This window comes from Haliea salexigens DSM 19537, assembly GCF_000423125.1.
GTDB classification, from domain to species: Bacteria; Pseudomonadota; Gammaproteobacteria; order Pseudomonadales; family Halieaceae; genus Haliea; species Haliea salexigens.
The window spans coordinates 146,161-169,403 of the sequence record NZ_AUHJ01000002.1 but is presented as its reverse complement, the minus strand read 5'-3'; the positions used below and the strand labels follow the sequence as shown (position 1 = coordinate 169,403).

Sequence of the window (23,243 nt, the reverse complement as noted above, 5' to 3'; positions counted from 1 at the left end):
TTGGGTCAGGGTTGTGACTTCACCCGCTCATAGTGGCCGATCGCCGAGCGCGTGCGCACCTGTGCGACACCCTGCTGCAATACCGCATCGCGCGCCTTGCTCAGGTGGGCCATCATTTCTTCGTTGAGATGGAGGATGGCCGCCAGTGCTTCGGCGACCAGTTCCGCGTGCTCGGTGGAAACGGCCTCTTTGAAACAGCGCGCCAGATCGTCGCGGCGGTCCTGCTCGCGGGCGGCCACGGCATCCCAGTCGCCCGCTTCGGCGAGGGCGACCATGTCCTGGGTCAGGGTCAGGACCCGGGCCAGGCGCTGGTACTGGGGCAGTGCCATATCGGTATCGGGCTCAGCGTTACGGGCACGATCCGTGGGGAAGTTCACAATCATGTGGCGGAGTGACGAAACTCGGCCGGAATCGCTTCCCAACCCTCACGCACCGTACCCAGAAGGCCGTGCACTTCTGCCAGGATAGCGGGGTCGGAGGTTGCATTGGCTTCCACCAGGCGCCGCTGCATATAGTCGTAGAGGTCTCCCAAGTTCCCGGCCAGCTCTCCACCCTTGTTGTGATCCAGGCTCACGCGCAGGTTGTCGACAATACTGATCGCCTTGCCCACAAGCTCCCCTTGGCGGGCGACCTGCTGGCGCTCCATGGCACCTCGCGCTTCTGCGATGCGGTCCTGCGCGCCGGCAATCAACATGCTGATCAACTGGTGTGGCGAGGCGTCGGTTACGCCGCTCTGCACGCCCACTTTGCTGTAAGCGTTCAGCGCTTGTCTGGAATTCATGTCGCAGTACCTGTCGGTTGTTAGTTAGAGAAACGGTCGCTGGGCAACGGAATGTTGGCCAGCTGCTCTGCCACAAATGAACCCGTGCTATTGAGCTGTGCCAGCAGGCCGTCGAGCGCGTTGAACTGGGCACGGTAGCGCGCCTCCAGTGTTTCCAGGCGCTGGTTCAGGTCTTCACGGTCCGTGTTGATGAACTCGATTCGGGTTTCCAGCCCATCCTCACGCGACTCAATGAGGCCTGTGCTGCCAAGGAACCCGCCCAGCAGAGTATCCAGCCGCTGGGCTATACCGTTGCCCTCAGTCCGGCTGAACAGGTCGCCGAAATTCCCCAGCCCATCCGCCAGCACGTCATCGAGCCGTTCGCTATCGATTGACAGCGTACCATCGTCACCCGTCGTAATACCCAGTTCCGCCAGTGAGCCGTAGGGGCCATCTGCACCCTGAATGCTTGCCGTCAGCGCCGAGCGCACTTGGCTGATGATCGCCCGGGTGCCGGAATCACCTTGCAGTGGGCCGGCCAGCTGCGTCGCAGGATCATAGCGAGTCAGGCTTGCCGCACTGGTAATAAAGCTGTTGTAGGCCGTCACCAGTTGCTCGACCGAGGAACGCACGGCGGCGCGGTTTTCACTGACAGTAATGGTCGCATCCTGTTCGGTGACCGCGCCCAGCGTTAATGTCACGCCCTCAATAACATCCGTGACCGTATTGCTGGCGCTGCTGAGGGCCAGGCCGTTCAGCGTGAATTGCGCGTCTTCTGCGGCGCGCGTTTGGGTAAGATTCGCAGCATCCGTGTTAAACGCCAGTCGCGACAAACCCTGCGCGTCCAGGTCGTTTGTATCTCCCTGGTCGTCTACAGAGATTTCAATGCCGTTGGCCGCACCGGTGTCCGGCCCGGTCAGAAGCAGGCGAAAGCTCTCGCCGTCTTTCACCACGGATGCGCTAATACCGATGTCCGCATCGTTAATGGCGTCCCGCACACCTTCCAGAGTGTTGTTGCTGCTATCGATGGTGATGCTCGCACCGGTGCGTTCAGTGTTTTCACTGAAACTTGTCACCGTCTGCGGACCCGGGTCAACCGGCGTCGCGGCAATGGAGCCGAAACGAATATTGAGCGTGCCCTCGCCGATTGCGCTGTCTTTCGCGGCGAACGAGCCGGAGGCCAGTGTCTGCGCGCTGGCCCTGGCGCTGACCGCCAACGAGTAGGTGCCGACCGCCGAATTGGCCGCCGCAGAAACCCCTACGGCTTCGGCGTTGGAGCTTTGCGCCGAGCGTTGGGAAAACGTGGACACATTTTTCAAGGCGCTCGCGCGGCCCTGCAAACCTGCCAGCAAACCCTTCAAGGTGCCGAACGCAGAAAGCTCGCTGGTCAGCGTTGCTTCGCGTCTCGCCAGCCGCGTTTCAGCGGGCGCGCGTTCCGCCGTCAACAGCTGACTCACCAGCGACTCGATATCAAGGCCAGAGCCAACGCCTGTCACTGATACCATTTACAACCTCTCGTCTCCACCTGCACGTCTGTGCTGATGTACTAATAAAGCAAAAATAATGCCAAAAAACTCCCCGCGAGCGGGATCACCCCTCACTGTCCATCAACAAGCCTTTCACCGGCATGCCAGACCCACCCAGTTCTTCCTGCTGCTGGGACAGGAAGCGGGCCAGGGAAAGGATTTCTTCCGAAGGAATCTGCCGCACAACCTCTTCCGTTGCCTTGTCAATCACAGTAATGACCGTTGTACCGAGATCTTGTTCCACGGAGATTTGCAACGACCGGTTCACTGTCTGAATGTAGGCGGAAATATCCTGGGTTGCCTGCGCAAGGTCCGCAGGGGGCGAGGATGACGTCTCCCGGGCGGCAACAGCGGGAACAGCCTTGCCGCCTGCGACCGGCTCTTGCCGCTCAACAGCTTGCGAGGCGGACTTCGCAGCCACCGGAAGTGATACTACTGGAGGTGATGGCGCCACCGGATTAGCCATAATCTCTACCTCTTCACCACAACTGCCGGGGAAGCCCCCGAACCGCAAAGGGCGAGAGAGTCAACTCCCTCGCCCCCGCGGCCGGATTTCTTCATCACGGCGTTCGTATTGCCGCTTACTGCAGCAGGGCCAGCACGTTCTGGGGCTGGGCGTTAGCCTGCGCCAGTACGGAGATACCCGCCTGCTGGAGAATCTGGGCGCGTGCCAGAGCCGCCGTTTCCGCCGCGAAATCGGCGTCCAGGATACGGCTGCGGGATGCACTCAGGTTTTCCGTGGTCGTGCTCAGGTTGGAGATGGTGGACTCCAGGCGGTTCTGGATGGCACCAAAGGTGCTACGCAGGTCGGCGGCAGACGTCAGTGCCGAATCAATGCGTTGGATGGTCGAGTTCGCGTCTGCAACCGTCAGTACGCTTACGTCATCCAGGCTACCCGCCGCGGTGGCCGAGGTTGCCGTAAACACTGTACCGGCTTGCGCACCGGCAACCTCGATGTCTTCACCCGAAGTGATGGTCAGCACGTTGTTGTCGTCCACGGACGCTGAGGCGTTGCCCGCAAGCGCGACGTTGACGGCGTTAACAAAGGACTGCACATCGGAGTAGGTGCCCGCCGCAACCGCGAGGGGGTCTGCATCGCCAAACTGGAAGGTCAGCTCACTCGCGGCAAGAGTCAGCGATGTTGCGGGGGTACCGGCAACATCGGCGACACCGGCTTCACTGGCGACCAGTTCGTCCGTTACCAGCGCTGCATCGGCACCACCAATGGCGAAGCTACCGGCAGCATTGGAAGCATCTGTAAAGACGACCTCACTACCCGTACCGGCGGCAACCGTAAACGTGGCGGCACCGTAGCCAGTCTGACCCTGAATAGCGGTGATCAGATCACCAGCTGACGTGATGTTGCTGTCGAGCGTGACCGTCAGCACGTTGCTTTCCGGATCGGTGACGGTAAAGGTATTGTTTGCAGAAGTATCGGCATCAGACCCGGTAACATCCTGCGTTACTGTCGCATCTGTCGCTGTCACTGTCCGGCCTACGGTAGCCGCCAAGCCAGCTGCGGTATCCGCGATAGTCGCTGTCAGCGACGTGCCACCTGCGTTGGTTGCACTAAGGCCACTCAGTGCTGTACCCGTGCCGACGGTGCCGGCGTCAGTAACCGCGAGTGAAAAGGCAGCGACGAAGGCGTCAACAGCATCTTGTTGGGTTGCACCGCCACCGAAGTCAACGTTAACCGTCACGTCAGTCGCAGAGTCAACCGTGCTCGCTCCCGCGGAGTCGGCAAAAGTGAAGGTGACGCCGTTTACGACGACCTCATCGGCGGCGTTTACCGTGCCGGTAGAGAAATCGACCGTGTCCGTGCCCGCCACTGCAGGCACCGTGCTGTAGTCACCGATCAGGTTCGTCGCGTCGAACGTGTAGGTGGCAGCTGAACCCGTTACTGCGGTAGTTCCTTCGGCAATCAACGTATCCAGATCGACCGAAGTCGCCGTTGCCACGGCGCCCACATCCGCTGTACGGATGCTGGTGCTCAGGTTCAGACCAATCGTCTCGCCCACATTGGCACCCACCTGGAACAGGGCGCTACCGAAGCTGCCGTCGAGCACGTTGCGGCCGTTGAAGGAGGTCTGGCTGGCAACGCGGTCGATTTCCGCCAGGCGCTGCTGCACTTCCTGGTTCAGTGCCGCGCGGTCGGAATCGGAGTTGGTGGCGTTGGCAGACTGTACCGCCAGTTCGCGGATACGCTGCAGGTTGGAGGAGACCTCGCCCAGCGCGCCTTCAGCCGTCTGCGCCAGGGAGATACCGTCGTTGGCGTTACGGATTGCCTGGTTCAGGCCGCGGATCTGCGTGGTAAAACGCTCGGAGATGGCCAGGCCAGCGGCATCGTCCTTGGCACTGTTGATACGCAGGCCGGAGGACAAACGCTGCAGCGAGGTGGCCACATCGTTCTGGGAGCTGTTGAGGTTACGCTGAGCAGTCAGCGAGGGAATATTGGTATTGATAATCTGAGGCATGGTTTCATTCCTTCTCGTTTCGCGCCGGCTTCCCCTGTGGAGTCGTCGCTGGTCACCGTCCATCGGCCCGGGGAGAGAACTCCCCGCTCAAAAGAGTTAGCGGACGGTTTTGAAGGAACTTTAGGGCAAGTGTCAGGTTTTTTTACTACAGGAAATTGAACAGGGACAGGCCCTGAATGCGCACATAGCTCTGCTGGGCTACCTGCAGGGCCACCAGCTGCAGGTTCAGCCGGCTGATGGCCTCGGTGACGTCCAGGTCGCGCACTTCCGACAAGGTTTCCTGCAGCTGCAGGGTGAAGGCATCATTGCTTTCCCGCAGGCTGTCTATGCGGTTCAGACGCACGCCAAGGTCCGCCTGCTGCTCCAGCATGCGGCCCAGGGCCTGGTCGAGGTTGCCCAGGCCGCTGGCCACCGCGTTATTCACCGCCGCCGACGCCGCCGGGCCGGTAGTGGAGGACTTCAGGCTGTCGATAATGTTCTGCACGCTGCTGAACACATCCTGGCGCGGTGCGGCGGGCACCGTGAAGCTGTCGCCGTCCGCCGGGGTGCCCTCAAAGGTCACGCTGGCACCGTTGAAGGCGATGCTCGCGCCGGATTCGTAGGGGCCGCTGGCCACCACCGCCGCACTGCTGTCGGTCACTTCGAAGGTGACAGGGTCGGCCGGCGTCGCCTGACTGAAGGTGATGGTATAGGCATCGCGCTGATAGTTAGCCGCCGCACTGCTGGCGTCCACCACCGCGGTGCCGGCGTTGCCCGCAGTAGCGCGAATGTCGAAGCTGCCGTTGCCGGCGGGGATATCCATGAACACGGCGCGACCGGAATCACGCACCGCCAGTTGTGTGTTGGGTGCCACCTGCAGGAAGCGCTGCCCTTCATCGCCGTTGTACACCACATCCCCACCGCTGCGGCTGAAGGGCTGGGTCTGGGCCTGAAAGCCGGCAAACACGAACTCGCCATTGGCATCGCGGGTGTTGGCCAGGCTGACCAGCTCATCCAGGCGCCCTTCCATTTCCGTGGCAATGGCGCGGCGGGTTTCCGGGGTCTGGGTGGCGTTGTTGGCCTGCACGGTGAGTTCGCGCACGCGCTGCAGCACGTCTGTCACGTCCTGCAGCACGGTGTCGGCCAGGGCAATCTGCCCCTCGGCGAGGTTGCCGTTACGCTGAAACTGGTCGAGCTGGGACAGATCTTCAGTCAGGTCCAGAATCTGCACGGCGGCAATGGGGTCGTCCGCCGGAGTGGTCACCCGCAGGCCGCTGGCCAGCTGCTGCTGGGTTTTCTGCAGCTGTGCCTGCTGGTTCAGGATGTTGCTGATTCCCTGCTGGAAAATCTGGGCGGTTGACAGGCGCATGGGGAGCTCCGGAGTTAGCGACGCGTGGCGTTGAGCAGGGTCTGGAACACGGTGTCCGCCACGGAAATCACCTGCGCTGCGGCCTGATAGGCCTGCTGGAAGCGCAACAGGTCTGCGGCTTCTTCATCCAGGTTGACCCCCTGCACACTGTCGCGGGCGGAAATCGCCTGCTGCAGCAGCGTCGACTCGGCATCGGCGGCGGCGCTGGCCTGCCGGCTGCTCACGGCGACATCCGCCACCAGGCCGGCATAGCTGTCCTGATAGCTGGCGGTGCCGCTATCCAGGGTTTGCGCGGTTTGCAGGGCGCCGAGGGCCAGCGCATTGCGGTTGTCGCCGCTGCCATCGGTGTTGTTGGCGATAGTCAGCGTGTCGCCAGCGGCGGGCGTGCCGCCCAGCTCGAAGCTCAAGCCGCCGAGGGTCACGGCGATGCCGCCGCTGTCAGTGGCCGGGTTGTAGGCAATGGGGCCACCGGCACTACCGGCCACATCGTAGCCAGGCACGCCCACGCCCAGCGCATCCGGGTTGAAGGTCAGCGTGATGGCACCGCCCAGCGGCAGGCCGGCGGCATCATCCACGGACACCGCCGACAGGTTGGCGTCGCCGAGGTTCGCGCTACCGGCACTGCTGCGCACGGGGCTGGCGGCGGCGAAATCAGCCGCGTTGGTGATTTCCAGCGCGAACAGGTTGGCGCCCTGGCCCACAGGCTGGATGAGGAAGCTGTCACCCGCCGCTGGTGTGCCGCTGATGGCAATGTCGACACCGTCCACGGTAAATGTGGGGCCGGCACCGGTCTGGCTGGCGCCGGTCTGCTCGTTGCGCAGGGTCCACTGGGCGCCATCAAAACTGATGCGGTAGTCGGCGCCGGTGAGCGCGCTCACGTCACCCAGGCTGGCGCTGACGGTGGCCGCACCGGTGTTGCCAGAGGAAGCGGCAACGGCGGGCTCCAGCGGGCGGAAAAAGTTGCCGCCGAGCTGGCCATTCAGGTCCATGCCGCGGCTGTGCTGTTCGTTGAAGGTGGCTGCAATGCCGGCCGCCAGCAGGCCGAGCTCATTGCGGGTGCTATCCAGCACACCGCCGCGGAACGACAGCGCCGCCCCCAACTCACCGCCCGTGAGGAAGCGGCCAATGTCGGTGCTGGAGGCGAGGCCGGCGATACCCACATTCACCCGCGTGGCGTCGAAGGGGTCGCGAAAGGTCTGCAGCTCACTGGCGGTAAAGCCTACCACCAGCGCCTGGCCATTGCCCACCAGCACGTTGACGGCGCCGTCTTCCTGCGTGACGGTGGTGACACCCACTTTTTCCGCGAGGCGGTTGATGGCCTGGTCACGCGCGTCCAATAGGTCGTTTGGTGGCTGGCCGCCGGTGGCCGTGGTGGCGCGCACTACCTGCTCGTTGAGAGAGGCAATGTTGCTGGCCAGGGCATTGATGTCCTTCACCGTAGTGGTGATGCGCTGGCTGACTTCACTGTTGAGGCTGCGCAGCTGGGTGTCCAGGGCCTGAAAGCGCCCCGCCAGCTCACTGGCCTCGCCCAACAGCACCTTGCGCTCGGGAATGGAACCCGGGTTGTTCGCCACATCCTGCAGGGCGCCGAAGAAGCCCTCAATGCCGGGGGCAATACCCACGGAAGGATCCGCCAGCAGGTTGTCGATGCGGGAAGTCAGGCCGCTCAGGGTGCTGAATCCGGCGCTGGAGGAGCTGCGACTGCGTACGTCCTGGGCAAGAAACTGGTCGTAACTGCGGGTGATGGAGTCCACCTTGACCCCGGTGCCCAGGAATCCCGCACCGGTCGCCTCGGGCGGCAGCGTGGCAAAATCCACCCGCTGCCGGCTGTAGCCAGCGGTATTCACGTTGGCGATATTCTGGCCGGTCGTCGACAGCGCCCGCTGCAGTGACAGCAGCGCAGAAGTCCCAATGTTCAGCAGATCTGCCACGGTGAGCCTCGGTCAGGGTTCAAGCGGCCTCAGGCCGCATGTCAGATTGTGTTGGCGGCAGCTGCGCGGAATTCTTTAGCTCCGCCACGGTGTCTGCCACGGTGCCGCGCTGCAGGATCGCCAGGATTTTGTCCGCATAGGCCGGGTCGGTGGCATAGCCTGCGGCCTGCAGTTCACGCAGGTAGGCCTCGGGCTCGGCGGCGCTGGCCAGCGCGTCCTGGTAGCGGGGGGCACTGCGAATCAGGTCGACATAATCGGCAAAGGAATCCGCCGGGGAGTCGTACACGCGAAAGGCCGCGCGCTCAAGGCGGGCCGCCGCCCCGTCGTACTCTACGGTTTGCACACTGGTCACAGGCCCCTGCCAGCCGCGCCCGGCCTTGATATTGAACAGGTTGTGGCTGCTACCGGCGGCAGCGGGCAGCGCGCGCTGGCCCCAACCCGTCTCCAGCGCCGCCTGCGCAATCAGCACCGCCGGGTCCACACCCAGCTCCGCCGCCGCGGGCTTGGCCAGGGGCCACAGTTCGCGCACGAAATCTTCCGGCGGCTTCGGTGCGGCGGGCGGCCCGCCGGCAGCGGCCAGTGGCGGCTGCGCCGGGGATGGCTGCGGCCGTGACACGTGGGTAGAAGCAGGTTCGGCAGCGAGCGCCGCGCTGGCAGCCGGTGTGCTGTTGTAGCGGCCCGTCGGCAGCGCCAGGCCCTGCTGACCACCCTGCGGCGGCACCACAGCCTGCGTGCCCCCGGATTCCGCAGCGTCACTTACCGCGCCCGCCGCCTGCAGCTGCTCCACCAGCACCTGGGCCAAACCCAGGCCGCCGTGATCCGCAAGGTCCACCGACAGCTGCTGGTCGAACATCTGCTGCCAGCTCTTCAGCTGGCTGCTGTTGAACAGCCCGCCTTCGGGCGTGGCATCGCGCATGGATTTCAGCATCTGCTGCACGAAAATCGCTTCGAACTGCCGCGCCACCGGCTCCACCGCGGATGCCGCATCGTTGCGGGCATCGCGGCGCAGGGCAGCGAGGCCGCTGAAGTCGTGGTAGAGGGAAGCCTGTGCCGCCTGCATGATGAGCGCCTAGATCACAATCAACTGGGCACGCAGGGCACCTGCCTGCTGCAGTGCTTCCAGAATCGCGATGAGGTCACCCGGGGCGGCGCCCACACGGTTCACCGCCGTTACCAGTTCCTGCAACGTGATACCGGCATCCAGCAGGAACATGCGCGCATCCTCCTGTTCCGCGGCCACTTCCGAGTCCGGTGCGACCACCGTTTCACCCACGCGCGAGAACGCACCCGGCTGGCTCACGCCGATGTCTTCCGACACCGTGACCACCAGATTGCCGTGCGCCACAGCGGCTGTCTCCACCCGCACCTCGCTGCCAATTACAATCGTGCCGCTGCGCGAGTTGACCACCACCCGGGCGGGCGCCGCGGCCGGGTCGACCTGCAGGTTCTCCACAATCGACAGGAACGCCACCCGATCCGCCTGGTCGGTGGGTGCCTGCACCTCAATCGACACGGCGTCCAGCGGCTGTGCGGTACCCACGCCCAACGCCGCATTGATGGACCCGGCCACGCGCTGGGCGGTGGTGAAGTCCGCGGAATTCAGGTTCATGATCAGCGTGGGCGCGGTGGCAAAGGGGCTGTCGACCGTACGCTCGACGGTGGCACCGTTGGGTATACGACCGGAGCTGGTGGCGTTCACCGTCACCCGCGAGCCATCCGCGCCTTCCGCACCGAAGCCGCTGACCAGCAGGGAGCCCTGCGCGAGGGCGTAGGTCTCGCCATTCACCGCTTTCAGGGGCGTCATCAGCAAGGTGCCGCCGCGCAGGCTTTTGGCGTTGCCCAGTGACGACACCGTCACGTCAATGGTCTGCCCCGGCTTGGCAAAGGCCGGCAGGTCAGCGTGCACCATCACTGCCGCCACGTTGGTCAGCTGTGGGTTCACATTGGCCGGAATATTCACCCCCAGTTCCGCCAGCATGCTTTTCAGGCTCTGGATGGTAAACGGCGCCTGAATGGTCTGGTCGCCACTGCCGTCCAGGCCCACCACCAGGCCGTAACCGATCAGCTGGTTGCTGCGCACGCCGTTGACGCTGGCGATATCCTTGATGCGCTCGGCGCTGGCGGACGTGGACAGCAGCAGCGCGAGCAACAGCGGAGAAAGACGAGTCCAGAGTAGCGTTAGCATCAGCGTGCCTCAGAAAGGAACCAGGGGGCTCATAAAGAACCGGGTGAGCCACCCGGGCGTGTTGGTTTCCTGGCTGACGCCGGTGCCGCTATAGGAAATGCGCGCGTCGGCAATCAGGGTAGAGGAAATGGTGTTGGTCGGGCTCAGGTCTTCGGGGCGGATAATGCCGCGCAGGCGAATGTACTCATCGCCCTGGTTGATATTGATCCACTTCTCGCCCTGGATATACAGGTTCCCGTTCGGCAACACCTGCGCCACCTGCACCGCGATGGCGCCGCGCAGGCTATTGCTCTGACCCAGCGCCGCTTCCCCGGAGAAAGCGCTGGCACCGTTGATGTCCACGCCCAGGTTATAGCGACCATTCACGGTCACCGGCTGACCGAACACGGTGGGGCTGGTGAGGTTGATTTCACTGCTCTTATCCAGCTCGGTGTCGCTGCTCTTGCTGCCGGTCGTGGCTTCCACCAACACCACGCTGACAATATCCCCTACCTGCACCGCGCGGGTATCGGTGAACAGCGCCAGGCCACTGGAGGGCAGGAACACACCGCCATTGCCGGGGGGTTGCGGCAGCTGCGAGTAGTCTATCGGGTCCACCGGGCCATACAGCTCGTGGCTCTTCTCGGGCACCCCGCCACAGCCGGCCAGGGCCCACAGGGCAGCTGCCAGCAGCACACACTTGAAGGAAGCGTACACAGTCACCTCTTACAGGTTGTTGGAGACGAACTGGAGCATCTGGTCAGCGGTGGAGATGGCCTTGGAGTTCATCTCGTAGGCGCGCTGGGTTTCAATCATGTTCACCAACTCTTCCACCACATTGACGTTGGAGCTTTCCACATAGCCCTGCACCACCGTGCCCAGGCCGTTGATACCCGGATTGCCAGGCTGCGGCGCACCGCTGGCGCCGGATTCCACCAGCAGGTTTTCGCCGCGGGCCTGCAGGCCGGCAGGGTTGATAAAATCCGTCAGCTGGATGTTGCCCACCTGACTCACCGCGGCACTGCCCGGCACCGTCACCGAGACCGTGCCGTCGCCACCAATGCTGATGGAGGTGGCGTTCTGGGGGATGGTGATCGGCGGTTGCAGCTGGTAGCCGGCGGAAGTCACCACAATGCCCTGGTCGTTGATTTGCAGGGAGCCGTCGCGGGTGTAGCCCTGGGTGCCGTCCGGCAGCAGGATCTCGAAAAAGCCGCGACCCTGAATGGCCAGGTCCAGTGAGTTGTCGGTTTTGGTCAGGTTGCCCTGGGTAAAGAGCTTCTCCGTAGCCACCACCCGGGTGCCGGTACCGATCTGCAGGCCCGAGGGCAGCAGCGTGTCCTGCGACGACTGGGCGCCGACCTGACGCACATTCTGGTACACCAGGTCTTCGAAGATGGCGCGGCTGCGCTTGAAACCGGTGGTGCCGACGTTAGCCAGGTTGTTGGCAATGGTCGACATGCGCGTCTGCTGCGCGTCTAGGCCGGTCTTGGAAATCCACAGTGACTGTGACATGGCCTGAATTCCTTATTCGAGTCGCATTAATTGAGTTGACGCTGTGTCCAGCTCTTCGGCGGTGGACATCATGCGCACATGCATTTCATATTGCCGGGACAGCTCGATCATCTGGACCATCGCCGACACCGGGTTGACGTTGCTGGATTCCAGCATGCCCGAGGCCAGCCGCACGTCCGCGGCGGGTTCGGAGGCCAGCCCGTCATCCAGGCGCAGCAGCCCGTCCGCGCCTTTGTCGATTTGCTCCGCCGGCGGGTTCACCAGCTTGATGCGGTCGAGCACGGCCACCGCATTGATCTGCTCGCCCAGTGGCACAATGGACACCGTGCCGTCGGCGCCGACGGTCAGCGAGCTGAAGGGGGGCAGTGCTATGGGCCCGCGCTCGCCGAGTACCGGCTGCCCCGCGCCGTTGAGCAATTGACCGAACGCGTCCACCCGCAGGTCACCGCGCCGGGTGAGCGCCTCGGTGCCATCCGGTGCCTGTACCGCCATCCAGCCCTCGCCGACAATGGCCACGTCCAGGTCACGCCCGGTTTGCTCGAGGCTGCCCGGTGCCAGGTCCGTACCCTTGCGCTTCTCGATGGTGTACACGCGGCTGTCGGCGCCCACACCGTCGAGGTAGCGGCTTTCCGCACTCACCATGTCGGCCTTGAAGCCGGGCGTTGAGGCATTGGCCAGGTTGTGGCTGTTGGCGGCCTGCGCCAGCATCATTTCCTGGGCACCGGAGGCGGCGATGTAGACGAAGTGGTCCATCAGTCAGGCTCGGCGTGGCTTAACGCAGGTTGATCACGGTCTGGGTGACCGCGTCTTCCGCCTGAATCACCTGCGCATTGGCCTGGAAGTTGCGCTGGGCAATGATCAGGTCCACCAGCTGCGCGGTAATTTCCACGTTGGATTCCTCCAGCGCCGCCGACTGGATTACCCCGAGCCCGGAGGTACCCGGTGCTCCCACATTCGAGGGCCCGGAAGCGAAAGTTTCCACCCAGTTGGTGTCGCCAATGGGCTGCAGGCCGTTGGGGTTATTGAAGTTGGCCAGGGCAATCTGCGCGAGTGCGCGCGACTCGCCGTTGGTGAAGCGGGCAAAAGCGATACCCGTGGAGTCAATCTCCAGCCCGCGCAGCTGGCCGGCGGAGAAGCCGTCCTGAACCACGCTGCTCACCGCGAATGGCGTACCGAACTGCGTGGTATCAGAGAGCGATACGGTGATGTCCTGCGGGTCGGCACCCGTGCCCACGCCCGCCGAGTTCAGCGGCTGCCAGCCGGTGATACTCACTTCCACCGGCAGGGTCAGTGGATCGAACTGACCATTGGACTGGAAGGTCAGTGTATCCGGGCCGGACGTTGTCACCCCGTCGACCAAAGAGTGAACCTCCCACTCGTTGGGTGTGGCGGTCTTGACGAAGTAGAGGCTCAGTACATGCGGGTTACCCAGGCCGTCGTACACCGTGGTGGACGTGGTGGCGTTGAAAGAGCTTGGATCCGGTGCCGTTGGTGGCGCGGCAAAAGCATCAAACGGGCCGCCAAAGGGCACTGTAGGTGGCACTTCACGCGAATCCAGGTTGGAGGTGAGGTCCACCAGCCCGGTCGGGTTCGGGTCCAGCAGGGAGGTGTCGATCTGAATGTCACCCAGCTGGCCGGTCACGTCGCCCGCGGCGTTCACCTGAAAGCCCTGCAGGCGCGAGCCCGCATTGCTCACCACGAAGCCCTCGCGATCCACCTTGAAGTTACCCGCACGGGTGTACTGCAGCGCGCCGTCCACACTCAACTGGTAGAAACCGCCACCGCTGATGGCCAGGTCCAGGGCGTTATCGGTGAAGCTGATGTTGCCCTGGCCGAACTCCTGTGTCACCGCCGACAGGCTCACGCCCTTGCCGATGGCATTGCCCCCGGCGCCGAGCAGGCTGGTGGCAAAGACGTCCGCGAATTCCGCACGGGATGTCTTGTAGCCCACCGTTGAGGCATTGGCGATGTTGTTACTGATGACATTGAGGTCTGCACTTGCAGCGTTAATGCCCGAAATTGCTGTAGCAAAGGCCATTGTCTTTCTCCTGGCTCAACACACTGTCTGGCGCGCACCCCACCGGGTGCACACCGTTATAAAATGCTCTTGACCGCGCTCATGCCCACGGTTTGGCCATTGCCCAGATTAAGGGCAACATCGCCGGAACCGGCGGCAATCGCCACGGACTCCACGCGCTGGTGGGCGTACACCGGCACGGTGGTAGACACACCACCTATCAGCGCTTCCACGGAGACGCGATACTGGCCCGCCTCCAACTGCTCGCCACTGCCATCGCGGCCATCCCACTGCACCCGAAAGTCGGAATCCACGCCGGGCGGCAGAGCGGCGCTGTACACCAGCCGACCACTCATATCCTGCACAAACAGCGTTGCCGATGTGGCACTGCCGTCGAAGGCGACCGTGGCATCGAGAGCCAGCGCGGGCTCGGCATCTTCGCCTTCACCGCTTGCGGCGACTTCCCGCAACAGGCCCACATTGCCTTCCGTCACCACATCGCGGCCCACCAGGTTGGCCGCCTGCAGCGCCTGGCTGCCAGTCATTGCCGATGCCAGCCCGCCGAAACCGCTGTTCAGGTCCTGAATGCCGGATACGGTGCCAAACTGCGCCAGCTGGCCCATGAAGTCCATGTTGTCCAGCGGCTTGGTCGGATCCTGGTTCTTCAGCTGCGCCACCATCAGTGTGAGGAATTCCTCGGAGCCCATATCCTCGACCGAGCTGCTCTGGCGCTGGGTCGCTTCTGGCTGTGGAAACAGTTCGTTAATGCCGGCAAGCGTGCTCATCTGTGCAATCCTCTGTGATTATCGGCCCAGCGTGATGGTGCGCTGGATCAGTTGCTTGGCCGTGTTCATGGCCTCGATGCTGCTCTGGTAGGAGCGTGAGGCGGAAATCATATTGGCCATTTCATCCACCGGGTTGATATTCGAGCGGTAGATGTAGCCCTCTTCATTGGCCAGCGGGTGCGAAGGCGAGAACTCCTGCCGCGGCGGCAACTGCGACTGGTAGATCTCGGCAACACGCACACCAGCAGCCTCACCATCACTACCGCCAAAGCTGTCCTGCAGCATGGTCTGGAAAACCGGGTAGCGCGCCTGGTAGGCCCCTTCCGGTGTGCTGCTGACCACCTGGGAGTTGGCCAGGTTGCTGGAGATGGTGTTGAGCCGCACGCTTTGTGCTTCGAGCGCCGAGGCGGATACCGCCATGATGTTGAACAGGCTCATGCTTATTCGCCCCGGATTGCGCGCTGGGTGGACTTGATGCGGCTGTCCAGAATGGTCAGGCTGGCCTGGTAGCGGATGGCGTTATCCATGAACTCGGCGTGCTCGCGCTGCGCATCCACGGTGTTGCCGTCCAGTGAGGGCTGGTTCGGCACCCGATACAGCAGGGGCTGGTCCGCGCCGTTCATGCCGCCGTTGGCATCGAGATGGCGGGCATGGGTGCGGCGCAGCCCGCCTGTCGTTGCCGCCTGCATGGCCGCGGCAAAATCGATGTCACGGGCCTTATAGCCAGGCGTATCCTGGTTTGCCAGGTTCGCCGCAATCAGCTCCAGCCGCTGTGAGCGCAGGGCCATCGCCTGCCCACTCACGCCAAATACCCGGTCGGTAAAACTCATGCTCAATTGCTCCTCTGTGCCCTGTGCGTACTACATGTGCAGGAGATACCTATCAGGAACCGTGCCAACTGATAAATAGCCAACAAAAACAATATGTTATGGTATTTCCCGAGCGTCACTGAAGCGGTTCCGACAGCCCCCTTGCCGCCTGAGCGGCAAGAATTGCCGCCCTCCGCGTTCCGCGTGTCGCCGCCAGCAAGTGGCATGGTTCCTGCTTTGAATCTCACCGACCGTACTTTTCGGAGACATCATGTCAATTTTCCGGCGCGCCACTGCGTTTCTTCTGCTTGCAGCCATGGCCATGCCCGCCCTGCTCGGCAACGCCGCTGCGCGTGCCGAAACCCTGCACCCACTCGAAGACGTCGTGGCGGCTGCCACCCGCGCGGCCACCGATGCCGCCCAGGCACAGGGCTACCGCGACCTGGAAATCACCGCGCGGCCGCTGGACTCACGCCTGCGACTGCAGGCCTGCAGCGAGCCACTGGAAACGTTCAGTAGCCCCAACGCCAGCGTGCTGGGCCCGGTAAGTGTGGGCGTGCGCTGCGCCCAGCCCAGCGCCTGGACCCTGTATGTGCGCCTGGACGTCAGCACCCGCGCCACGCTGCCGGTACTCACCGACAACCTGCCCCGCGGCACGGTGATTAGCGAGCGCGACCTCATCCTGGTGGAACGCACCATTACCAACGCCACCGACGCCGTGATCCTGGACCCGCAACAGGCGATCGGCCTCGAATTGGTCCGCCCGGCAAGCGCCGGCTCCACCCTGCGGCACAGCCAGTTGCGACCGCCCCAGTTGATCGCCCGGGGGCAGACGGTGACACTGATCGCCGGCAGTGAGGGCCTGCAAGTGACCATGCAGGGCCGCGCCATGGCCAATGCCGCCGCGGGAGACCGCCTGCTGGTCACCAATCTGGCGTCCGGCCGGCGAGTGGAAGGCATCGTCAGCGCCGATGGCAGCGTGCACATCCCGTGAGCGCGACGAGATCACGCTTGTGCTAAACTTTTCTGCGCTGCTGCCGCTATACCTATCAAGGCACCCGCGAGTGCCCGCCATTCACTGACTGTGTGACACTGCCATGGACCCAATCGACAACAATGCCAACATCAAACCGTCGCGCGCCGGCGGTGATGCGCGCACGGGCGGCGTGGAACAAGCTGGACGCAGCGGTGCTGCCAGCAGCAGCAAGCCTGTTGTTGAAGCCGACGCGGTGACCATCACACGCATGGCAACAGACATGCTGCAGCTGGAAAACCAGTTGGCCGACGTGCCCGATGCCAACATGGAACGCGTGGAACAACTGCGCGCCGCCATCAGCGACGGCAGCTACAAAGTCGACCTGGAGCGCATCGTGAACAACCTGCTGCAGGCCGAGCAGGACCTGTCCTGACCGTGACCGCCGGTGAACAGCTGGCGCAGGCGCTGCGCGCCGAAATCACGGCGCTGGAAAACGTACTTACCCACCTTGAAGCCGAGCAGCAGGCGCTGCGCGGCGCCGATGCGCAACAGATAGAAAGCGCCGCCCGGGCGAAGGATGCGGCAATCCACGCGCTTTCCAGTCTGCAGCAGCAACGGCCCACTGCGGCAGCCGAGTCGGCTGAGGGCTCTTCACTAAGCCGCGCTGAGGGCTCCTTACCAAGCCACGCTGAAGGCTCTTCACTAGGCCGCGCTGAGGGCTCTTCATCACGCCGCGCTGAGGGCTCTCTCTCGCGCCAGATCGCCGAGCTCGACAACAGTACGGAAAATCGCGGCTTGCAGGCGCGCCTGATTGCACTTGGCGAGCAGTGCACCGAGCTCAACGCGGCCAACGGCCTGCTGATAGACCGGCTGGCAGAGCACACCCGCAGTGCCCTGCGTGTATTGCGCCAGCAAGACGGCGATCCGCGGTTGTACTCGGGTACCGGCGGGGCAGACAGCACCAGAGACAGTCAAAGCCTGGGTAAAGCCTGAGCCGAACACCCCCAATAACGTCAATTATTTGACTGCCTGGCCGGCACCTTCTTGCCGGTCGCCACGTAAACGGCACTCTATGGCATGTCACGGCCTGCACTTTATTCGCCGAAAACACGCCAAATTAGGCAAAAAATACGCAAATCCCTGCAAAATCCGATAAGTAATTATTGGCACGGCAATTGCTTATACCTGCTCGATGGACCTTCACTCGAGCATTGACGCCATGACCGACAGATCGCCGTTCACCCTTGTCAGCGACCGCGCCGCCAACCTGGCGACGTCTCCCGCCACGCCTCTGGCCGCGCCGATGGCGGACATCGAGGCCGCCGAACAGATGCTGGGGCTGTTCGATACCCTGATCGGTGAAGCAGACCAGAACGTCTTGCTGGAGCGCTTTCACCGCTGGGCCAGCCGCTGCGGGCTCGCCGACAGCCTGGGGTTTACCGCCGCTGGCGATCAGCAGGAGCTCATCTTCGGTGAGCAGCGCCACCACCGCGCACTCTACCAACTGGATATCGACGGAAAAACACTCGGCGCAGTGACCCTGTCACGTCGCCAGCGCTTCAGCGAAGCCGAATTAACGCTGCTGGAGCGCGCCCTTGGCGGCCTGGCGCGCGCAGTGCGCCTTGCGCAACAGCTGGCCCACGCCCAGGTTACGGCCCTGCACGATGGGCTCACCGGGCTGTTGAATCGCCGGGCAATGGACGAGCGCCTGAGCCACGAGCTCCTGCTGGCCAAGCGCCATGGCAGTGCGCTGTCGTTGATGATTATCGACATCGACCACTTCAAGGACATCAACGACCAGCTTGGTCACCTCGTAGGAGACGAAGTGCTGTGTCGCCTGGCCGAGTCGTTTCGCGGCTGTGTGCGCGAATCAGACCTCCTGTTTCGCCTCGGCGGGGACGAGTTCGCCATCCTGCTGCCACGCACAGGGCTCAGTGGCGCAGCAGACGTAGCACGCAAAATACGCGAGACGGTAGAGCACGTCACCGTGGGGCTCTCCACCCGCGCCGGTGGGGTGCTGCCGCGCCTGAGTATCGGCGTGGCCGACCTGCTCCCCGGTGATGACGACAAAGCATTGATGCAGCGCGCCGACACACACCTGTACCACGCGAAGGCACAGGGCCGGGGGCGGGTATGCATCAGCGTCTAGCGCGGCGCCGCAATGCCCCGGAGGCCCCGTCCACAAACGGCAACCTCTGGCTGCGCAGCGACCTGCGCCGCCCTGCCCCCGCAGGTAAAACCGCACGCTCGCTGCGGCGCCCCGCAACCGGCAGCGCTGCACGACCCGCCGTGCGCAGCTGGATGACCTGGACGCTGTTCGGTGCGTTGCTGGTGACAACCGCGGCGGCAGGCCACGGTTTTCTGGCCACGGAACCCAAAGCGCCACCGGCAGCAGAGTCGTCCCAGCCAATAGTGGCGGCCACTGAGCCCCCCATACACACCGAGGTGCCGGCGCCGCGCGCCGAGCCCGCGAGCACCCTGCCCGCTCTGTATGCACTGGAAGACACGCAACAACAGCTGATCACGCAGGTAGAGGCGATTCAGGCATCCAACCGGGCATTACTCAGCCGCCTGGAACACCTGCAAGCCGCGATGGCCCCTGACGCCAGTGTGGCGTTGGCCGACTAGCCCGGTTCGCTGCGCCCAACCCACAGCCGTGCCAGGCCGTAGCGGGCCTCCAGAGTTGCGGCAATACCACGCGCCTGCTGCTGAGATTCCAGCCCAATAACCCGTACCCGAAACAGATCCTGTCCGGACACCGTGGCCGGTTGAATCACCACGCGCTCCGCAACCGCATTGCCGCCGTCGCGCTCAAGTCGCTGCGCCCACCGCTCGGCAATGGTGCGCTGCACATAAGAACCGAAATTGACAAACCACGCGCCGCCTGACGCCGCAGCCGGGGTGGCCTCATCGAGCGCCTGCGGCGGCGCGGACACCTCGGGTTCAGTACCGACCGGTTCGCGTGTGACGCCAGCACCTGCAGCATTTGCAGCCTCGCCAGCATCCGCACTCGCCGAACTTCCCACCACTGACCCGCGCTGAGACAGCCCCGCCTCAAGCTGCTCGATCATCGCGGATAACTCGCGATTTTCATCGCGCAGCTGCTCAAGGTCGCGCTCCAATCTGGCGTTGCCATCCGCCACAACGCGGGCAAGTCGCTCCTGCAACAGCAGATCCTCTCGCGACACCACATCTGCCCGGCGTTGCTCCAGGGCGATGAATTCCGCACGCAGCGCCTCGCGCTGCTGCACCAGATAGCCGTAGACCAGCCCGCCTATCACCAGCGTTGACGCAAACAGGGCCCATGAAAGCTTTTGCCCTGCAGTGACACGAGGCACCGCGGGCGCAACCGGCTCCTGCCTGGGCTCTGGCTCTGGCTCTGGCTCTGGTTCTGGTTCAGGTTCTGGTTCAGGTTCTGGTTCTGGTTCTGGTTCTGGTTCTGGTTCTGGTTCTGGTTCTGGTTCAGGCTCTGGTTCAGGCTCTGGTTCAGGCTCTGGTTCAGGCTCTGGTTCAGGCTCTGGTTCAGGCTCTGGTTCAGGCTCTGGTTCGGGCTCGGGCTCGGGCTCTGTATTTATCACCCAGGTGTCGGGGTCGTAGCCGCGCTCGGCCAGCTCCGCGGCCGAGGCCGGCATATTGCGTGGCCGTGGCTCCCAGTCCCGGTCGACCAGTGAGGCAGGCACGAGGTCGTCGTCCCGGTCGACATAGCTGCCGCCGGCTGCGAACTGTGACCATTTGTTGCCTCTTTGCGCCACCCACCATCCTTAAACACGGAATCCTGCGGATAAGGAGACACTATCCCGTGAGCCGGCGCAATGCTCCGTCCGGGGCATCGAGGTGGCGGCGCCTCGTTACCGAGGCACCGCTGTCGACCTTAGAAGAACTTGCGCAGTGTGATACCCACGGTACGAGGCTGGTTGTTGCGGAAAGCGAGACGTGCGCGACCACCACGCTCGCGATCGAACGAGAGCTGGGCATTTTCGTCGGTAACGTTATTTACATACACCACCGCTTCAAACGTGCTCCAGATGATACCCGCACTCAGGTTCAGCTGCTCGTAAGCATCCAATTCAAGGTCCACCGCGGTAACCTCGTTGCCCGTCGCGCCGCCGAAGGGCAGGCCGGAAACAAAGTTCCCCGCCCCTTCAACCTGGTCGCTGGGTTGGGTGAAGCGATCACCGACATGCTGCAGCACAGCGGATACATACATCTCATCGGAACCGAAGGCATCAACCGGGAAGGTATAGGTTGCAGAGGCGGAAACCTGGAATTCAGGCACCGAAGCCAACCTGTTGCCGTCCTCCACACCGCCCAGCACGTTGCCTTCGCTGTCGACCACGGTGGAATCGAATTCGGCCTCCAGCACGCTACCGGACAGCGTCAGCATCAGCAGCTCCGATGGGTAGGCCACCAGCTCCCATTCGACACCCAGGGTGTGCGCCTCGGGCACGTTGAAGCTGATCCGCGACGAACAGGAACCGGCGTCCAGGGTTACCTGCAAGTCCTCGATGTCGGTATAGAAGATGGCCGCGTTGAAGCGCACCCGTTCGAACTCGCTCTTGAAGCCCAACTCGTAGTTCCAGAGTGTTTCATCTTCATAGGACTGAAAGTTGCCGAAGGTTTGCAGGTCACCCGCATCGCACAGCGGTACGTTGAGCGGGTCATTGACGCCACCGAGGCGAAAACCCTGCGAGGCCTGGGCGTTAACGGTCATATCGTCGCTGACATCGTAGCTGACGAGCAGGCGCGGATTGAAGCCATCCGATGATGTGGAGTCGACCTGGTCGTCACCATTGGAGAACAGCCCCCCCGTGGTGAAACGACGCTCCTCCTCAAAATCGTAGTAGCGCCCGCCCAGCGTGACGTTCAAGCGCTCGGTGACATCGTAGCTGACCTCACCAAACAGCGCGGTTTGCTCAATATCATAGGGCAAATCGGAATTGTAGGGTGAATCCGGCCCATAGCCGTTGCTGACAGCCTCCGCTGTGCCCGCGCCCAGCACCTGGTCGGTCACCACGTCGTACCCCGGCGTCGGCAGGCGCTGCGCATAGGTACGCTCGACGTCGGAATAGAAACCGCCGAACACCCAATTGAAGGCGCCATCGCTATTGGACGCGAAACGCAATTCGTGAGTCGTTTGCTGCAAATCGGTGGTATCGCGCAGATTCGAAGGCAGCAGCACCGCCGACTCGGGAAACCCGAGATCAACCGACACCGAGCCAGAGAGCGCACTGGCATCGCGGCTGGCGAGAATCTCGCGATCGACGTAGCTACCGGCATAGGTCACGTCGACCGCGTCCAGGCTCCAGTTGACCACCAGATCAGCGATCATCGTCTCGTCTTCGAACGCCTCATCAAGACGGAGGTACTGCTGACGCTCGGCGAGTTGCACGGGTGGACGGGTAGTGGTGTAAGGGTTGGCAAACAGGTTGTACACCTCTTCGCGGTTGAAACCGTCGGTTTCAATTTTCTGGAAAACCACGCGTGGTGTGATGGTGAGGTTGTCTGTAGGCTGCAGAGCAAGCGCTATACGGCCGCCATAGCGCCCGCCGCTGTTAACGTCTTCGCTGATGCCCCCGCCTTCACGCAGGGCATCTACCCAGCCGCCATACTCTGTGCCATAGCCAACGACGCGCAAAGCGGCGCGATCATTCATGGGGATATTGATCATGCCTTTGAAGTGGCCACCCATATCACCGTCTTCTATGGTATTCAGGTTGGCTTCGACAGACCCTTCAAGTGTTTCAAAATCAGGCTGGTTGGTGATAAAACGAATGGTCCCACCCACAGAGCCCGAACCGAACAGGGTGCCCTGCGGGCCGCGCAGGGTCTCCACACGGTTCAAGTCGTACAGATCGAGATCGGGCGTGAACAGCGACAGCGAGATCACTGTCTCGTCGAGGTAAACCCCCACCTGCTCCTTAACCCCCGGCTGGTCGCGAACCACCTGGCCTGCCGATACGCCACGAATGGACACCTGGCTCTGGCCCGGGCCGAGGTTCTGGATTGCCAAACCCGCCACATTGCGCGAAAGGTCCTCCAGCGTGGTTGCACCCAGACGGCGGATGTCAGCCTCAGACTGGGCGTTAATGGAAAACGGGAGGTCCTGCGCCGAAACCTCGCGTTTGGTCGCTGTCACCACCACTTCCTCCAGCTGAGCGAACGCGGTTACGGGCAGTGCAGCGACGATAGCGGCGGCGAGCAGTGTTTTGCGGAAAGGGGTCATGGCAAGCGTCCTTCTGTTTTTATGGGTATGCCAAGAGTCTAGCTGCTTACCCCGAAAGTTGAAGCAAACAGAAATGTTACAATTTCACCGAATCTACTTTGAGGTTCAGCGCTTCCACGCAAGCTGTTTCACTCCTGCGGCCGCGAACGACCGATCAGCTCGGGAATCGGCACATTGCGGCGCCCCTCCTTCGCAAGATCATCGGCAATCACCTGCAACGAGGGGCCGGGCTGCGGCATCACACCCTCGGGGCGCAGCGGTTCACCACACTCACTGCAGGCCAGCAACGGCCGAGTGACCTTGCCGCAACTGCGGTGCACGTACTGCAGGGTAACGCCCTCCTCTCCTGTCATCCAGTCGTCGCCCCAGCGGGCGAGGCTCATGAGAACCGGATACAGGCCCAGCCCCTTGCGCGTAAGACGGTACTCGTGACGCAGGGGCCGCTCGTTATAGGGCACCTTCACCAGTACCCCCTGTTCCACCAGTTTGCTGAGGCGCTCGGAGAGCCGATGCCGCGTGATGCCGAGGTTGTGCTGAAACTGCTCGAAGCGCCGCGTACCCAGGAAGGCATCGCGCAGGATAAGCAGTGTCCAGCGCTCACCCACCACCGACAGCGCGCGCGCCACGGAGCACAACTGCTGATCAATCTCGGTCCAACGCATCGCCCTTTCCCCCTGCATGCCCTGCAGTTATGATCCCACCCATTGCGGTGAGCATA

At 63.1% G+C, this 23,243-nt stretch carries 24 protein-coding genes; 5 read left to right on the top strand and 19 right to left on the bottom strand.

All coding sequences use genetic code 11. From position 1 onward, the window contains the following. Nucleotides 1-5: 5 nt before the first annotated feature. The 16 genes from G533_RS0103510 to flgB all read right to left on the bottom strand — a co-directional run bounded on the left by G533_RS0103510 (nucleotide 6) and on the right by flgB (nucleotide 15,347). Nucleotides 6-383, bottom strand: a complete 378-nt coding sequence (locus G533_RS0103510) for a flagellar protein FliT (protein ID WP_051229929.1) — start codon at nucleotides 381-383, stop codon at nucleotides 6-8. Then, on the bottom strand, nucleotides 380-781 hold the full coding sequence (gene fliS / locus G533_RS0103505) for a flagellar export chaperone FliS (protein WP_027948772.1): 402 nt from the start codon (nucleotides 779-781) through the stop codon (nucleotides 380-382). The genes G533_RS0103510 and fliS overlap by 4 nt, the downstream gene beginning before the upstream one ends. A 20-nt stretch (nucleotides 782-801) precedes the next feature. Next, nucleotides 802-2,265, bottom strand: coding sequence for a flagellar filament capping protein FliD (fliD, locus tag G533_RS0103500; RefSeq protein ID WP_027948771.1), 1,464 nt, complete (start codon nucleotides 2,263-2,265; stop codon nucleotides 802-804). An 85-nt stretch (nucleotides 2,266-2,350) separates the two neighbouring features. Continuing rightward, nucleotides 2,351-2,752, bottom strand: coding sequence for a flagellar protein FlaG (locus G533_RS23295; protein ID WP_084638773.1), 402 nt, complete (start codon nucleotides 2,750-2,752; stop codon nucleotides 2,351-2,353). Nucleotides 2,753-2,867: 115 nt separating this feature from the next. Then, the gene (locus G533_RS0103490) at nucleotides 2,868-4,760 is read right to left on the bottom strand and encodes a flagellin N-terminal helical domain-containing protein (protein WP_027948770.1); all 1,893 of its coding nucleotides are present in this window, start codon (nucleotides 4,758-4,760) and stop codon (nucleotides 2,868-2,870) included. Between the two features lie 145 nt (nucleotides 4,761-4,905). Continuing rightward, entirely contained in the window at nucleotides 4,906-6,108 is a 1,203-nt protein-coding gene (gene flgL / locus G533_RS0103485) for a flagellar hook-associated protein FlgL (RefSeq protein ID WP_027948769.1), read from the bottom strand. Nucleotides 6,109-6,122: 14 nt separating this feature from the next. After that, nucleotides 6,123-8,039: a flagellar hook-associated protein FlgK gene (flgK, locus tag G533_RS0103480; RefSeq protein ID WP_027948768.1), complete on the bottom strand. Its 1,917-nt coding sequence runs from the start codon at nucleotides 8,037-8,039 to the stop codon at nucleotides 6,123-6,125. 19 nt (nucleotides 8,040-8,058) lie between these two features. Next, nucleotides 8,059-9,099 (bottom strand): flagellar assembly peptidoglycan hydrolase FlgJ, encoded by a 1,041-nt coding sequence (gene flgJ / locus G533_RS20345; RefSeq protein WP_035526266.1) that lies wholly within the window; start codon nucleotides 9,097-9,099, stop codon nucleotides 8,059-8,061. Nucleotides 9,100-9,108: 9 nt separating this feature from the next. Further along, nucleotides 9,109-10,224: a flagellar basal body P-ring protein FlgI gene (locus G533_RS0103470; protein WP_027948767.1), complete on the bottom strand. Its 1,116-nt coding sequence runs from the start codon at nucleotides 10,222-10,224 to the stop codon at nucleotides 9,109-9,111. Between the two features lie 9 nt (nucleotides 10,225-10,233). Then, nucleotides 10,234-10,920: a flagellar basal body L-ring protein FlgH gene (locus tag G533_RS0103465; RefSeq protein ID WP_035526264.1), complete on the bottom strand. Its 687-nt coding sequence runs from the start codon at nucleotides 10,918-10,920 to the stop codon at nucleotides 10,234-10,236. A gap of 9 nt (nucleotides 10,921-10,929) precedes the next feature. Further along, nucleotides 10,930-11,715, bottom strand: coding sequence for a flagellar basal-body rod protein FlgG (gene flgG / locus G533_RS0103460; protein ID WP_027948765.1), 786 nt, complete (start codon nucleotides 11,713-11,715; stop codon nucleotides 10,930-10,932). A 12-nt stretch (nucleotides 11,716-11,727) separates the two neighbouring features. Beyond that, nucleotides 11,728-12,468, bottom strand: a complete 741-nt coding sequence (gene flgF / locus G533_RS0103455) for a flagellar basal-body rod protein FlgF (RefSeq protein WP_027948764.1) — start codon at nucleotides 12,466-12,468, stop codon at nucleotides 11,728-11,730. Between the two features lie 19 nt (nucleotides 12,469-12,487). Then, complete coding sequence (gene flgE, locus G533_RS0103450) at nucleotides 12,488-13,753, bottom strand: flagellar hook protein FlgE (protein WP_027948763.1); 1,266 nt, start codon at nucleotides 13,751-13,753, stop codon at nucleotides 12,488-12,490. Between the two features lie 56 nt (nucleotides 13,754-13,809). Then, a complete protein-coding gene (locus G533_RS0103445; RefSeq protein WP_027948762.1) occupies nucleotides 13,810-14,517 on the bottom strand; it encodes a flagellar hook assembly protein FlgD in 708 nt (235 codons plus the stop codon). Nucleotides 14,518-14,535: 18 nt separating this feature from the next. Continuing rightward, a complete protein-coding gene (gene flgC, locus G533_RS0103440; RefSeq protein WP_027948761.1) occupies nucleotides 14,536-14,955 on the bottom strand; it encodes a flagellar basal body rod protein FlgC in 420 nt (139 codons plus the stop codon). Nucleotides 14,956-14,957: 2 nt separating this feature from the next. After that, a complete protein-coding gene (gene flgB, locus G533_RS0103435) occupies nucleotides 14,958-15,347 on the bottom strand; it encodes a flagellar basal body rod protein FlgB (protein WP_240472357.1) in 390 nt (129 codons plus the stop codon). A 250-nt stretch (nucleotides 15,348-15,597) separates the two neighbouring features. Here flgB and flgA point away from each other — a divergent pair, with 250 nt between their 5' ends. From flgA to G533_RS0103410, 5 genes are all read left to right on the top strand, one after another. Next, complete coding sequence (gene flgA / locus G533_RS20340) at nucleotides 15,598-16,320, top strand: flagellar basal body P-ring formation chaperone FlgA (protein ID WP_051229927.1); 723 nt, start codon at nucleotides 15,598-15,600, stop codon at nucleotides 16,318-16,320. A gap of 103 nt (nucleotides 16,321-16,423) precedes the next feature. Then, nucleotides 16,424-16,735, top strand: coding sequence for a flagellar biosynthesis anti-sigma factor FlgM (gene flgM, locus G533_RS0103425; protein ID WP_027948759.1), 312 nt, complete (start codon nucleotides 16,424-16,426; stop codon nucleotides 16,733-16,735). Nucleotides 16,736-16,737: 2 nt separating this feature from the next. Continuing rightward, nucleotides 16,738-17,295, top strand: coding sequence for a flagellar protein FlgN (locus tag G533_RS0103420; RefSeq protein WP_027948758.1), 558 nt, complete (start codon nucleotides 16,738-16,740; stop codon nucleotides 17,293-17,295). Nucleotides 17,296-17,521: 226 nt separating this feature from the next. Further along, nucleotides 17,522-18,451: a GGDEF domain-containing protein gene (locus G533_RS0103415; RefSeq protein WP_027948757.1), complete on the top strand. Its 930-nt coding sequence runs from the start codon at nucleotides 17,522-17,524 to the stop codon at nucleotides 18,449-18,451. After that, entirely contained in the window at nucleotides 18,436-18,930 is a 495-nt protein-coding gene (locus G533_RS0103410) for a hypothetical protein (protein WP_027948756.1), read from the top strand. The genes G533_RS0103415 and G533_RS0103410 overlap by 16 nt, the downstream gene beginning before the upstream one ends. On the opposite strand, the gene G533_RS24965 is transcribed toward G533_RS0103410, so the two are convergent. The 3 genes from G533_RS24965 to G533_RS0103390 all read right to left on the bottom strand — a co-directional run bounded on the left by G533_RS24965 (nucleotide 18,927) and on the right by G533_RS0103390 (nucleotide 23,187). Further along, on the bottom strand, nucleotides 18,927-19,640 hold the full coding sequence (locus tag G533_RS24965) for an SPOR domain-containing protein (protein ID WP_205622531.1): 714 nt from the start codon (nucleotides 19,638-19,640) through the stop codon (nucleotides 18,927-18,929). The two genes, G533_RS0103410 and G533_RS24965, sit on opposite strands and share 4 nt — an antisense overlap. 533 nt (nucleotides 19,641-20,173) lie before the next feature. Beyond that, nucleotides 20,174-22,525, bottom strand: coding sequence for a TonB-dependent receptor (locus G533_RS0103395; RefSeq protein ID WP_027948754.1), 2,352 nt, complete (start codon nucleotides 22,523-22,525; stop codon nucleotides 20,174-20,176). Nucleotides 22,526-22,653: 128 nt separating this feature from the next. Beyond that, a complete protein-coding gene (locus G533_RS0103390) occupies nucleotides 22,654-23,187 on the bottom strand; it encodes a winged helix-turn-helix transcriptional regulator (protein WP_027948753.1) in 534 nt (177 codons plus the stop codon). Nucleotides 23,188-23,243: the final 56 nt, after the last annotated feature.